This is a genomic window from Thermosulfurimonas dismutans (genome assembly GCF_001652585.1).
In the GTDB taxonomy this organism is placed as follows: Bacteria; Desulfobacterota; Thermodesulfobacteria; order Thermodesulfobacteriales; family Thermodesulfobacteriaceae; genus Thermosulfurimonas; species Thermosulfurimonas dismutans.
The window spans coordinates 52,915-65,259 of the sequence record NZ_LWLG01000014.1 but is presented as its reverse complement, the minus strand read 5'-3'; the positions used below and the strand labels follow the sequence as shown (position 1 = coordinate 65,259).

At 49.4% G+C, this 12,345-nt stretch carries 11 protein-coding genes, 1 tRNA gene and 1 pseudogene; 4 read left to right on the top strand and 9 right to left on the bottom strand.

The annotated features are described in order from the left end of the window. Positions 1–215: 215 nt before the first annotated feature. Entirely contained in the window at positions 216–1,970 is a 1,755-nt protein-coding gene (gene pabB / locus TDIS_RS08620) for an aminodeoxychorismate synthase component I (RefSeq protein WP_068671345.1), read from the top strand. Between the two features lie 310 nt (positions 1,971–2,280). On the opposite strand, the gene TDIS_RS08615 is transcribed toward pabB, so the two are convergent. The 5 genes from TDIS_RS08615 to galE form a co-directional block, all read right to left on the bottom strand. Beyond that, a complete protein-coding gene (locus TDIS_RS08615; RefSeq protein ID WP_068671342.1) occupies positions 2,281–2,700 on the bottom strand; it encodes a type II toxin-antitoxin system VapC family toxin in 420 nt (139 codons plus the stop codon). Continuing rightward, a complete protein-coding gene (locus TDIS_RS08610) occupies positions 2,697–2,939 on the bottom strand; it encodes a DUF6364 family protein (RefSeq protein WP_068671340.1) in 243 nt (80 codons plus the stop codon). The genes TDIS_RS08615 and TDIS_RS08610 overlap by 4 nt, the downstream gene beginning before the upstream one ends. A 294-nt stretch (positions 2,940–3,233) precedes the next feature. Next, positions 3,234–3,321: transfer RNA gene (locus TDIS_RS08605), tRNA-Leu, on the bottom strand. Between the two features lie 18 nt (positions 3,322–3,339). Continuing rightward, positions 3,340–5,415 (bottom strand): STT3 domain-containing protein, encoded by a 2,076-nt coding sequence (locus TDIS_RS08600; protein ID WP_068671338.1) that lies wholly within the window; start codon positions 5,413–5,415, stop codon positions 3,340–3,342. A 1-nt stretch (position 5,416) separates the two neighbouring features. Then, positions 5,417–6,394, bottom strand: a complete 978-nt coding sequence (gene galE / locus TDIS_RS08595) for a UDP-glucose 4-epimerase GalE (protein ID WP_068671351.1) — start codon at positions 6,392–6,394, stop codon at positions 5,417–5,419. 281 nt (positions 6,395–6,675) lie between these two features. Between galE and TDIS_RS11575 the strand changes: the two are divergent. Continuing rightward, positions 6,676–6,804 (top strand): annotated as a pseudogene (locus tag TDIS_RS11575) (IS256 family transposase); the annotation flags it as partial. Here TDIS_RS11575 and TDIS_RS11080 read toward each other — a convergent pair. Together TDIS_RS11080 and TDIS_RS08585 are read right to left on the bottom strand one after the other, a co-directional pair. After that, positions 6,800–6,949 (bottom strand): hypothetical protein, encoded by a 150-nt coding sequence (locus TDIS_RS11080; protein ID WP_153303812.1) that lies wholly within the window; start codon positions 6,947–6,949, stop codon positions 6,800–6,802. The pseudogene TDIS_RS11575 and the gene TDIS_RS11080 overlap by 5 nt on opposite strands. 882 nt (positions 6,950–7,831) lie before the next feature. Beyond that, positions 7,832–8,602: a slipin family protein gene (locus tag TDIS_RS08585; protein WP_068671334.1), complete on the bottom strand. Its 771-nt coding sequence runs from the start codon at positions 8,600–8,602 to the stop codon at positions 7,832–7,834. Between the two features lie 115 nt (positions 8,603–8,717). Between TDIS_RS08585 and TDIS_RS08580 the strand changes: the two genes are divergently transcribed. Both TDIS_RS08580 and TDIS_RS08575 read left to right on the top strand, forming a co-directional pair. Then, entirely contained in the window at positions 8,718–10,295 is a 1,578-nt protein-coding gene (locus TDIS_RS08580; RefSeq protein ID WP_068671333.1) for a bifunctional aminoglycoside phosphotransferase/ATP-binding protein, read from the top strand. Further along, a complete protein-coding gene (locus TDIS_RS08575) occupies positions 10,292–11,431 on the top strand; it encodes a putative DNA modification/repair radical SAM protein (protein ID WP_161939509.1) in 1,140 nt (379 codons plus the stop codon). The genes TDIS_RS08580 and TDIS_RS08575 overlap by 4 nt, the downstream gene beginning before the upstream one ends. Here the strand turns inward: TDIS_RS08575 and TDIS_RS08570 are convergent. Next, positions 11,421–11,744 (bottom strand): c-type cytochrome, encoded by a 324-nt coding sequence (locus TDIS_RS08570; RefSeq protein WP_068671329.1) that lies wholly within the window; start codon positions 11,742–11,744, stop codon positions 11,421–11,423. The two genes, TDIS_RS08575 and TDIS_RS08570, sit on opposite strands and share 11 nt — an antisense overlap. Beyond that, positions 11,741–12,337 carry a ribosome biogenesis GTP-binding protein YihA/YsxC gene (gene yihA / locus TDIS_RS08565; RefSeq protein WP_068671327.1) on the bottom strand — a complete coding sequence of 199 codons (597 nt, stop codon included), beginning with the start codon at positions 12,335–12,337 and terminating at the stop codon, positions 11,741–11,743. The genes TDIS_RS08570 and yihA overlap by 4 nt, the downstream gene beginning before the upstream one ends. Positions 12,338–12,345: the final 8 nt, after the last annotated feature.

Sequence of the window (12,345 nt, the reverse complement as noted above, 5' to 3'; positions counted from 1 at the left end):
GAGCGCTAAGCATCACGTCTCATTTTGTGTTATTTTAATACAAAATGAGACATATCGATTGTGAAGTATCCTCCACATTAGGGTCCTTTTTAAGGACCGATATTCCGTAAAGCCCTTCAACCTTGGCTCTCCGCTTGACCTCCTTGATCAACCATACCAGAAATACCTTAAAAGACTTGCAAAAGCCGAAGTAAAGAGGAAGAATAGCCTCCGAGATGAGTTACTTCCTATGGCTTAATGCCTACGATTCCGAAGGCCAGGCCTATCTTTTTTCCAGGCCAAGAAAGGTCTTGGTTTTCGAAGGCGGAGAGCCCAAAGAGTTTCTTTTTGAAATTGAAAAAGCCACAAATGAAGGTTTTTATGTCGCAGGCTTTTTAGCCTACGAATTTGGATACCATCTTGAGGAAAAACTTAACCCCTATCGAAAAAGGCGTCCGGAAGGCGTTCCGCTTGCCTGGTTCGGCGTATTTGAAGCCCCCACCCCTTTTAAAATAGAAGCCGCCCCCGGGATCGCTCGGGCTCACTTATCCGACCTCACTTTAAATATTTCTCCGGAAGCCTATCGGGAGGCCATCTCCCGCATCAAGACCTATATCGCTTCCGGAGACACTTACCAGGTAAACTACACCCTGAAATATCATTTCAAATTTGAGGGTGACCCTAAGGATTTCTTCTTCCGCCTCCTGAGAAAACAGCGGGTTCGTTATGCGTCCTTGCTGTCTACCCCGGAGTTTTCGGTATTGAGCCTCTCCCCGGAGCTTTTCATACAAAAGCAAGGCCTACTTCTTCGAAGTTCCCCTATGAAAGGGACCGCTCCTAGAGGCCGATTTTTGGAGGAAGATAAAAAAATTGCCCAATGGCTTTCGGAGGATACAAAAAACCGGGCCGAAAACATTATGATTGTGGACCTTATCCGAAACGACCTCGGCCGGATCTGCGAGATGGGCTCGGTCTGGGTGCCGGAACTCTTTAAGGTTGAGCGCTACCGCACGGTCCACCAGATGATCTCAACCGTGCAAGGGAATCTACGGGAAGGAACTTCGCTTTACGAAATCATGAAGGCCCTTTTTCCCTGCGGATCGGTGACCGGGGCCCCGAAGATAAGGACCATGGAAATCATCGCTGAGCTTGAGGCCGAACCCCGAGGGGTTTATACCGGAGCCCTCGGTTTTATCACACCTGACGGAGACTTTATCTTCAATGTGGCCATCCGCACGGTGGTCTTAAAAGACAATCGTGGAGAATTTGGTATCGGTTCGGGAATCGTTTGGGATAGCGACCCCGAGGAAGAATATCGGGAGTGTCTGTTAAAGGCCCGCTTCCTTACCGAAGATCCTCCGGAATTTAAGCTCGTTGAGACCCTTCGGTTTGAGCCCGAGCAAGGCTTTGTAAGGCTTGAAAAACACCTGGCCCGTCTTAGACGCTCTGCGGCTTACTTTACCTTACCCTATCCCGAAAAACGCATCCGGGAGGAACTCGGGAAACTTGAAAGGGATCTTTCCGAAAGGGCCCGCGTAAGGATCCTTCTTTCGGAATGGGGGGAGGTCTCGGTGGAGACGGGCTCCTTAAAGGATTTTCCCCGGCCCGTAAAAGTAGGGCTCAAAAAAAGAAATTTTTCTCCGGAGCCCGCTTTCCTATTTCACAAAACCACTCACCGCCCCTGGTATGAAGAGGCCCGGAGGGAGGCCGAAAAACTGGGACTTGCCGAAATCGTTTTCTTTGACGAAAAGGGTCGGCTTATCGAAGGCACCATTAGCAATGTCTTCCTTGAGATAGATGGCAGGCTTTACACGCCACCGGTCACCCTTGGCCTTCTTCCTGGTATTCTACGAGAAAGCTTGTTTGAAACCGGAGGCTGCGAGGAAAGAGAAATCCATCTTTCAGATCTTTGGCACGGAAAGCTCTACATCGGAAATTCGGCCCGAGGCCTTATTCCGGTTGAAGTAGTATACTTGGTTCCATCGAAGTAAAGATCTTCCTACCTCTTTTACGCTCGGCTTTTTATTCAGTAGGGCTCCTTTAGTTTTGGTGCCCGGGGCCGGACTCGAACCGTCACGGAGGGTTACCCCAGAGGATGACTTATCTTTTACAGTTCAAAATTTGAAACCTAAGAATATTGACCTGCTTGGAGTGGTGTAAATCTATTTCCGCATCGTGCAGTTTCGCGCGCCCGCATTTTTAAGGAAGAAGCCTTTTCCAAAGCGGACGAATTGAAATGAACGTGTGAAAAATAGAGGCTTTGTGAAAAATAGAGGCTTGCGGATAAAAATGCATATTATGCTAGGAGGAAAGTTGTAGAATACTTAATAATTCGTTTGGAGTATAAACTGGAATTTTGGACTTTTTGAATCCGGAAAAGTCTCTGGTAACGATACAATCTGCGCCTACTGTTAATGCCGAGGCATGTAATATAGCATCTTCAAAGTCTGAAAATCTTGAATCTATGGCCTCTTCAAGCACAGCTCGATTTACAGGAGCGATTTCAAAAATAGATAACAAGGTTTTAATGTGGCGAGTAGCTTCTTTGATTCCCAAGCTTTTACTAACCAGATAATAAATAGTGGTAACTGTAGTAGCACATATAACACCTGTTACTTCGGAACGTTCTACCTTAGCAAGGAGATGGAAAGCATCTTCAACAAAGGGCTCTCGATCAAGAAGCACATCAAGAATTACATTAGTATCGAAGAAAATTTTCATAGATATCTCTTTTCGAGGTATTTCTTATAATCTTCTTCCTTAATTTTTTTACCTTTCAAAATTCCTCTCAAAGAAGCTACCTTAGGAGGAAGACTTTTTGTTTCGGGCTTTTCTTCTACGCAGAGCAGAGAGAAAAAATCGGCCACTAACGCAGAGACCGATTTTCCCCTCTTAGCTGAATAAATTTTGGCCTTTTTGATCAATTTATCGTCAAGACGCAAAGTCAATTTAGTGTTCACGGTTTTTTCCCTCCAAGACGGATATTTTTATATTTACTGTACGGCAAAATCTCGTCCTTGCAACCGTAGATTTTCCTTTTGGATGCCTTTGATAACCGCGAGATCGGAGCTTTTTGTCAGTCTTCGGTTCTGGTCTTTAAAGGCCGTGACAAGGTGAACCTAGAAGTCGAAGAGGCCGGGATAAGCCTTGAGGTTGCATCTTAAAGGTGCGCTAATGGGCACCAATATGGACACCAACCTGGCTTACAAAAATCCGTTCGGGCAAGAAGGAATCTCTGAAATCTTTGATATCACTGGTGCCCGGGGCCGGACTCGAACCGGCACGGGGGGTTACCCCAGAGGATTTTAAGTCCCCAGCGTCTACCAGTTCCGCCACCCGGGCTCGAAAGTAAAATTACAATTATCTATCCGGACCGGCAAGTATATTATCATCTTCTCGGACCCGATAGACCACCATGGTAGGAAAGTCGTCCCACACCAATTGAAAATAGCGAGGATCGTAACGCCTCAAGATATACATTTGGTTAAAGTTGCTTACAAAACTCTTTTCATCCACAAGATAAAAATAAGTCCGGCCCTTTTCCTGAGCGATCTCTAAAATCAAGCCTTTCGAAGCCAAACTTTTCCTTGAAAGGACATCACCTTTTTTGATCACGATCTCCTTTAGTTTCAACGCCTTTAGGCCCTGGATTACCAGGCCCTTTTCCAGATCCAGAAGCATTCCTCGACAGGCCAGAAGATTTTTCTTTGCCGGTCGACAGCCCTCAACCGGCCTGACAAACCCGAAGGTTCCCTTCTTTTTCTTAAAGTCCCAGCTCCCGAAGTAGTGGATCCAGCCGAACTTGGCCGGTAGATCCGGAGTGAAGACCCAGTAAACCGGATGGGATAGCCTTTGGACGTATTTACCGGAGACGATGTCGGCCACCACCTCCTCGGCATCCTTTCCGGACTCCTCAAGGATCTCTCGCAGACCCTTTAGCCCCTTTTCGGCGAGAAAGGCTGTTACATGGTAGGCCTTTTCCTGTGAAGGAGTAGTAAAAGAAAGGGCCACAAAATAGGTTTTAGGAGTCCCCTGCGAACCGCCGTCTATAAAAGTCGGCCGTCTGGAAAGATACTGAAAGGCGTATCCCAGGTCCCACCAGGTATAGATCCAAGCCTCTCGGGGGGTCTTCTCTTGAAGGGCCTCCATGTCCCGGGCCAGGGGAGCCAATACCTTGGGAACCGCTGTGTAGGCCAGGCTCTTGCTTTGAGAAAGAACCACCACGGCTCCCAGAAGCACCCCTAAACCAAGGACTACCGCCTCCCTCAGGAGCCGATTCCCAAAGGAGCCATCAGGCCTTAACCCCTTCCCCTGGGCCAGGACCTCTTCCAGCAGAAAGCCCAACCCCATTCCGATAAAAGGAGCCAGATACATGGCAAACCGATTCCCGGATCGGAAGGTAAGAAGACCTATAGCAAAATAAGGAAGAAGGAAGAGTAGGTCTCTGAAGCGTTTTATGAAAAGTAAGAAAGCTCCTAGAAGTCCGAGGATCAGCAGAAACTGGTGGTTGAGGCAAAAATAGGCCACTCCCTTTAGTCCGGGAGCGCTCTGTAATTCGGAGATAGATTGCAAAACATTGGGAAAACCCGAAAAAATTCCACGTTGGCTAGCGGAAGAAGTTATATTTATCACATACCCCATAATCTGCTTGTAAAGCCCCCAAGGGGCCTGCCACAGATACCAGATCTGGGGAAGGATAAGAATACCCAAGGCCTTCCAATCAAGAGAGGTCAGCTTTTTCCCACGCTCCCAAAAAAGACGCACCAAAAAGGCCGCATAAAGAACCAATATCAGATGGGCTTTGCTATACCACCAGTAAAACAACAAAGAAGCCACAGAGGCTCCTAGGGCCTGGAACAGAGGCCTTGAACTCCGGAAGTAATTCCACAGGAAAAAGGCTATCGTAAAAGGGAAAAAGAGATTGAGGCTGTCGGTATCAAACCGCACAATGGAGGTCCGGATGAGGTAGATAAGACTGGTGACCCCCACCAGCCCTCCCATAAGACCGGCCAGGGGATAGCCCAGGCGGTTTAAGTAAACAAAAAGCGGAATCGCAAACAGGACGGCGGCCACAGGGGTAAAATAGAGGGCAAACTTCTCTATGGAGATCCCGAAAAGTCTGGCGGTTCCAGCAGCCAGAAAGCTTTCCATGGGTAGAAGGGGATAGGTGAAGTTTTCGGTAAGATAGTTGTCCGGCACGAATTTAAAGGGATCGCGATCGCCGAAATCATAGAGCCCTTCCTGATAATCCTTGGCTAGCCGCGCAAACCAGAAGGCATCGTAACTGGTAAAAAGCGGCCGATCGTCTAGATAAAAGAGAGAGGCATATCTAGCTTTCCAACCCCCTAAGTCCTCAAACCGAAAGTAAAGACCTATTACCAATACCAAAAGGAGCAAAAAATATTTAAGCCCTAGCAAAAGCCTATTTTTATCCAATCTAAAGCCCTCTACACTCCCAATCCCAAGCGGTCTTTATGATGAACTCCAGGTCATCATATCGGGGTCGCCACCCCAGAACCCTTTTTATTTTATCGGCCTTGGCCACCAGGACCGGAGGATCTCCCGGCCGCCTCGGGGCCTCGACTACCGGAAAATCCTTCCCCGTCACCTTTTTCACGGTTTCAACCACCTCTCTTACCGAGTATCCGTGGCCGTATCCGCAGTTCAGAATCTCGCTCTCTCCGCCATCAAGAAGGTATTCCAGGGCCAGTATGTGAGCCTCCGCAAGATCCGTAACATGGATATAGTCCCGAATACAGGTGCCGTCCGGCGTGGAATAGTCCGTGCCGTATATCTCGAGCCTCTCAAACTCTCCTTTGGCGGTTTTGACCGCTCTTATGATTAGATGGGTGGGATCGGGATAGGCGAAACCTATCTTCCCCTCCGGATCAGCCCCGGCCACATTGAAGTATCTCAAAGAAACATAGTGGAAATCCGTTCCCGAATTGCTCAGATCCCTCAGAATCCTCTCGACCGTGGCCTTGGTTTCACCGTAGGGATTGATAGGATTGAGCGGAGCGGTTTCAGGAACGGGAATTTCCTTCGGTATACCGTAAACCGCTGCGGATGAAGAAAAGATAAAACTCTTTACTCCAAACTCCCTCATAACCTCCAAAAGATTGATAGTGTTGATCACATTGTTTCGATAATATTTAAGAGGCTCCTTTACACTTTCCGGGACTACTATATAAGCCGCAAAGTGTATCACCGCATCCGGCTTGAATTCTTCAAAGACCTTCCGCAGGGTTTCTTTATCTCCCAGATCAGCCTTTACCAGATTCCCATAAAGAATCGCCCACTCGTGGCCTGTCGAGAGGTTGTCGTAGGTGAGAACCTCATAGCCCCTCTCTCCAAGTAGCTTTACCACGTGCGACCCTATGTAGCCTGCCCCACCGGTAACGAAAATTTTCGGCATTTCCATTTCCTCCCCGGTAATCTCTCCATATACCCCGTTTATTTTCCTCCATCTGATCCCGGCTACCCGGCAAGCCCCCACAAGGGTTTGTCAGATTCCCGGATTATCTTGTGCTGATTTTTTCCTCCATTCCTTGAGCTTCCTCCCCCCTGGTATAATATGACATTCAATAGATTCTTTGCAAACATCCATCGAAATCGGAATCAAAAAATTTTGGATAGGATGACGGGAGAAATTTTGTGTAAGGGTAGAATTTGAAAGATCTCGGAGGGAGGTGGATCATGCCCAGACGAAAACTCGAACCTTATCTTTTCCCAAACAAATAGCTCGAAGGAATCGTCAAAAACTTCTGGGAGGCCAAGACTAAAGGCACCAAGCCCGTCCTCTCTCAACTCCTACAGTCCCTTATTCCTCCAGGCCCTTGAGCACCAGATAACCACCTTGGAAGGTGCCCAGGCTCACAAAAAACTCTATTACCTTGAGCCTCAGCTTGACCTCCTTAATCAGTCCCTCAAGCTGATTCGTGGTGCAAATAAAGCTTCGAATAGGCTTCATATATTTGAAGTGCCTTCCAAATTTAGCACACCCTTTGTATTAGGCGAAAATACTAGAAAAGAGGAGCAACACTATAAAAAAATGCTTTGAAATCGACCAAATCGCAAAGATTTTGTCCGAAACCGAGGCACCAAGTAATTCCATGGCCACTACCGCTAGAAAGTACGGCATTGTTGAGCAAATCATCTACCGCTGGCGCCAAAAATAACACGGCTTCTCCGCATCCGAGGCTAATCGCCTCAACGCTCTTGAAGCTGAAATGCCAGACTAAAACGGCTATGCTGGCCGAAAAAGAACTCGAAATCCAGGACCTTACCGAAATTAAAAAACGGCTTAGCCGAAAGGAACTGAAAATTATGCTCAAAGAAGCCGCTAAAATCACTAGAGCACCTTTAGCCCGTCTGGCTCAACGAGCCTTTTCAAGTTTAATTATTATATTATTATAAATATCCTCCCTGGTTGCTAAACCTCATTCAAAAATTGGCTTTTGAGCATCCCGCCCGGGGCTATTGGATATTTGTTTCAGAAAAACCTTTAAATTTGTAGAGGAGAAAGTGGCAGAACATCTGGACCGGCTATGCCAGAATCTTGGACCGTGCACCTTAACATTTTAAGTGTGCAAAATTTTAAATGTGCAAAGTTAGAGGGGTAGCTCATCTGCTTTTGAAGCCGCTGGGACGGGGCATTTCTGCATGGCGGGCGGGAGGTATTAAAAAGGTCGTCAAAGTCCCGTGTAAGACTTCTTCTTTCGGAATGGGGGAAAGCTTCAATAGGGGCGGGGGTCATCCCGCCCTGAAATTACGGGCGGGCCTAAAGCCCGCCCCTACCAAACTTTTCCATGCTCTCGTTGAGCTCTTTAGAGAGCATGAACGGTTCGTTTTTTTAGATCTTTTCGGTTTCCGTGGACTTCGAAAGTTTTTCAAAAAGAGGTTTAATGAGGTCGATAGGCAACGGAAAGATAATGGTGGAATTATTTTCGGTAGCCACTTCCCGCAGTGTCTGTAAGAATCGGAGCTGAAGTGAAGCCGGTTGTTCGGACATAATGCGAGCCGCCTCGGCCAGGGTCTCTGAGGCCTGAAGTTCGCCATGGGCATTGATGATCTTGGCCCGCCGCTCACGCTCGGCCTCGGCCTGCTTGGCCATGGCCCGCTTCATCTCTTCGGGAAGATCAATCTCCTTGATCTCCACCTTGGAAACCTTGACTCCCCAGGGCTCGGTGTCGGCATCAAGGATCTTTTGTATCTTGGCGTTAAGTTTATCCCGCTCGGCAAGGATCTCATCAAGCTCCGCCTGGCCGCAGATGCTCCGCAGGGTGGTCTGGGCAAGCTGGCTCGTGGCGTAATAGTAATCCTCAACCTGAATCACGGCTTTCTCGGCCTCAACCACCCGGAAATAAACCACGGCGCTTACATTTATGGACACATTGTCCCGGGTAATGACCTCCTGAGTAGGAACATCCAAGGTGGCTATTCGCAGATCTACCTTGCGCATCTTGTCAATAACCGGAATGAGAATGATCAGGCCCGGGCCTTTTACCGAAAGAAACCGGCCCAAGCGAAAGACCACCGCCCGTTCGTATTCCCTAAGTATCCTTATAGCCGAAGCCAAAAACAAAACAGCCAAAATAATTAAAAAATAAAAAGAATAAATCATTTTGCCCCCCTTTGGGATATTTAATTTAAAATTATAAGCATAATCAAAATAAATGCAAACCTTGACCCTTACCGTCTGATCTCATAAAAACCTTTGAAAAAGGAGGGCAAGCGAAATGGAAAGGTTAATAGAAGATCTTTTGGGTCCCGAGGCTTATCCCCATCGGCCTGAACGGATCGAGCTTAGACAAACGCACATTTCCTGGGTCTTTCTGGCAGGCGAACTGGTCTATAAGATAAAAAAACCGGTGGACTTCGGCTTCCTGGACTTCACCACCCTGGAAAAACGCAAACACTTCTGCGAAAGGGAAGTGGTTCTAAACCGCAGGCTCTGCCCTGACATTTACCTCGGGGTGGTTCCGGTGGTGAAGACCACGGATGGTTTTCGGTTTGAGGGTGAGGGCGAGGTGGTGGAATGGGCAGTTAAAATGAGACGTCTTCCAGAAGAAGGCATGATGAGCCGCCTCATAAGAGAAGGTGCCCTTACCCGCAATCATTTGGAGCTTCTCGTCCAAAAACTTGTACCTTTTTATCAGGAGGCCGAGACCGGCCCCGAAGTTAACCGCTACGGAAGCCTTGAGACCGTGCGCTTCAATGTGGAGGAAAATTTTGAGCAGACCCGGGATTTCGTGGGAAAGGCCTTAAGTCGCCTGCGCTATGAGTATATTGTTTCCTGGTCCAGGCGTTTTATGGAGGAAAATCAGGCCCTCTTTTCCGCCCGCATAGAAGGGGGCTTTATCCGGGACGGGCACGGAGACCTCTACTCCGCCAATGTCTGTTACGACGATCTGCGCGAGGTCTATGTCTTTGACTGTATAGAGTTTAATGAGCGTTTCCGCTGCGGGGATGTAGCCCAGGATCTGGCTTTTCTTTCCATGGATCTCGATTTTCATGGCCTGGAGGATTTTTCCCGCTTCTTTATTGAGCGCTATGTGGAACTCTCCAATGACCGCAGGCTTTACGACATCCTCGACTTTTATAAGTGCTATCGAGCTTACGTGCGAGGAAAGATCGGCTGTTTTACCTGGGCTTCGGAGGGGGTGCCGCAGGAAGAGCGCGAGGCCGCTCTTACCGCCGCCCGCAGGTACTTTGATTTGGCCTACCGCTATGCCGGGGGAAAACCTTTTCTTATCGTGGTCTTCGGGCTTTCGGGCACGGGAAAGAGTGTTTTAGGCCGTACACTTTACGCCGAACTCCTTGCGGAATACTACAACTCGGATGTAGTAAGAAAGGAGCTTGCGGGCCTTTTACCCTCAGAACACCGCTACGAACCCTTTGAAAAGGGACTTTACGCCCCGGAGATGACCGAGCGCACCTATGAGGAACTCCTGCGGCGGGCGGAGGCGTCCCTCACCTCCGGCCGGGATGTGGTGCTTGATGCCACCTACCGCAAGCGCGCCCACCGAGAAACCCTGTTGCAGCTGGCCCGAAAACTGGAAGTGCCGATCCTCTTCATCCTTTGCGAGGCTCCAGCTGAGGTTATCCGGGAAAGGCTTGAGAGACGGGCGCAAGAAGCAGAGGAACCCTCGGACGGACGCTGGGAGATCTATTTAGCCCAGAAGAAACGCTTTGAGGCCCCGGGAGAGATTCCACCTGAAAACCTGCTTCGCCTTGAGACCACCGAACCCCCGAAAAACCTGGCTGAAAAGGTGAAGACCAGGCTTTTTGAATGTCTAAGACTTTTTGGAAAATGACTGTCTGGGAAAAGCTCGAGATCCTGGGGGCGGCGGCCAGTTACGACCACTCCTGCACCGGGACGGGCTTTAAGCGGGAAGCGCCGGCCTCCTTTGAGGGCCGAAGGCGCATCCCCGGTATCTATCTGGCCCAGACCGCCGACGGCCGGTGTCTGCCGCTCCTCAAAGTCCTTTTTACCAATCGGTGCCGTTATGATTGTGTCTATTGCGTGAATCGGGCCTCAAAGGACGTTCCACGGGCAAGCTTTGAACCCCGGGAATTGGCCGAGCTGGCCATGGAACTTTACCGAAAGGGTGTAATCCGGGGAATATTCCTGAGCTCGGCGGTGGCCCGCTCCGCGGATTACACCATGGAGCGCATGCTAGAGGTCGCAAGACTCCTTCGACAAGTTTACAGCTTTCGGGGTTACCTTCACCTCAAGCTCCTTCCGGGCTCTGATCCGGAGCTTGTGCGTCAGGCGGTAAGGCTCGCCAACCGGGTAAGCGCCAACCTGGAGTTTGTAAGGAGAAAGAGCCTGGCCCTCCTCGCCCCAGGAAAGGAAAAACGAATTCTCGTAGGGGCCTTAGCCCAAGCCCGGAGGTTTAAACTGGAGGAGGAACTTCCGACCTCTCTTACCACCCAGGTCATCGTGGGAGCCACCCAAGAGACAGACTACGATATCCTGCGTGCGGCCCAAAACCTCTATCGCCAGGGACTTCTCAAACGCATGTACTTTTCGGCCTATCTCCCGGTAAACGATGACCATCGGCTCCCACCGAAAGAAACTCCCCCACCGCTCCTTAGAGAACGGCGTCTTTATGAGGCCGATTTCCTCATGCGGCTCTACGGTTTTAGTTACGAGGAACTTCTCGGCCCCGGGAAAAACTTAGATCTTGCCAAGGACCCCAAGCTTTCCTGGGCCGAAAGACACCCGGAATTCTTTCCGGTAGAGTTAAAGAAGGCCTCCTATGAGGAGCTCATCAGGGTTCCAGGGATAGGGCCTCGTTCAGCCAAGAAACTCCTTTCTTTGAGAAAAGACTGTGTCCTCACTACGAAGGGGCTAGCTCGCTTAGGAATAAGAGTTGAACGGGCCCTGCCTTTCATCACCATCGGAGGGAAACGACCGGCCCGAAACCTATCGCTCTTTAGTCTTTAAAGGCCTCCCAGATGTAGTGGGCTATACTTTCGGCATCTTCTGGAGAGATCCGCTTTTCAGAAAAGGCAGGCATTCCCCGCCCTGGACGACGCATCTTCTCAATGATGCCTTCAGGGGAGGTAATTCCGTTCTTTATCAGGGTATCGCGTTTGAGATTTCTTTCTGAACGAATAGTATTGCCACCATCAGGATGACAGAAACTGCAATACCGCCGAAAAAGCTTCTCGCCCTTCTTAAGGTCGGCCCCGGAAGCTAGCCCTACACCTCCAAGAAGCAAGCCCACCCCCACCAAGCTCATCACCAGCTTTTTCATTTGCGCCCCCTATTTTTTAAGACTTCTAGGATTATATTCCTTACATTTACTACCCCCGCCCCTGTCCGACAAGAGGTAAGAAAAACCTTTTCCTCAGGAAGAGATAGAGCTTCCTGCCAACTCTTTTTGGCCGAGATTATTTTGGTGCGCGGAAGTTTGTCGATCTTGTTGAGTACTGCGATAAAAGGCCTTTCTAAAGCGTTGACGTATTCTATAAGCCTCTGATCCAGTTCGTCCGGTTGGCGGCGAATGTCAAAAATGAGTACCAAAAGCTTCAAAGGCCTGGGGGCCGAGAGATAACCCTCTATAAGGCGCTTCCAGGCCTGTTGCACCCGGGGAGGAACTTTAGCGAAACCGTAGCCCGGAAGATCTACCACCAGGAAGCGGTGGTCTACCCGGAAAATGTTAAGGGCCCGAGTAAACCCTGGTGTGGAAGAGACCCGGGCGAGCTTCTTGCGGCCGAGAAAGGCATTAATGAGGGAGGACTTTCCCACATTGGAACGGCCGAGAAAGGCCACCTCCGGAAGCCCAGGAACCGGAAGATCCTCCGGCCTTACCACACTCTTTACGAATTGGATTTCACGGAAGGACATTATTTATC

Bases quoted from the DNA above. Each gene is read 5' to 3' on its own strand.
- pabB (WP_068671345.1), top strand. From the start codon at position 216: ATGAGTTACTTCCTATGGCTTAATGCCTACGATTCCGAAGGCCAGGCC.
- TDIS_RS08615 (WP_068671342.1), bottom strand. From the start codon at position 2,700: ATGAAAATTTTCTTCGATACTAATGTAATTCTTGATGTGCTTCTTGAT.
- galE (WP_068671351.1), bottom strand. From the start codon at position 6,394: ATGCCGAAAATTTTCGTTACCGGTGGGGCAGGCTACATAGGGTCGCAC.
- TDIS_RS11080 (WP_153303812.1), bottom strand. From the start codon at position 6,949: ATGAAGCCTATTCGAAGCTTTATTTGCACCACGAATCAGCTTGAGGGA.
- TDIS_RS08585 (WP_068671334.1), bottom strand. From the start codon at position 8,602: ATGATTTATTCTTTTTATTTTTTAATTATTTTGGCTGTTTTGTTTTTG.
- TDIS_RS08580 (WP_068671333.1), top strand. From the start codon at position 8,718: ATGGAAAGGTTAATAGAAGATCTTTTGGGTCCCGAGGCTTATCCCCAT.
- TDIS_RS08575 (WP_161939509.1), top strand. From the start codon at position 10,292: ATGACTGTCTGGGAAAAGCTCGAGATCCTGGGGGCGGCGGCCAGTTAC.
- TDIS_RS08570 (WP_068671329.1), bottom strand. From the start codon at position 11,744: ATGAAAAAGCTGGTGATGAGCTTGGTGGGGGTGGGCTTGCTTCTTGGA.
- yihA (WP_068671327.1), bottom strand. From the start codon at position 12,337: ATGTCCTTCCGTGAAATCCAATTCGTAAAGAGTGTGGTAAGGCCGGAG.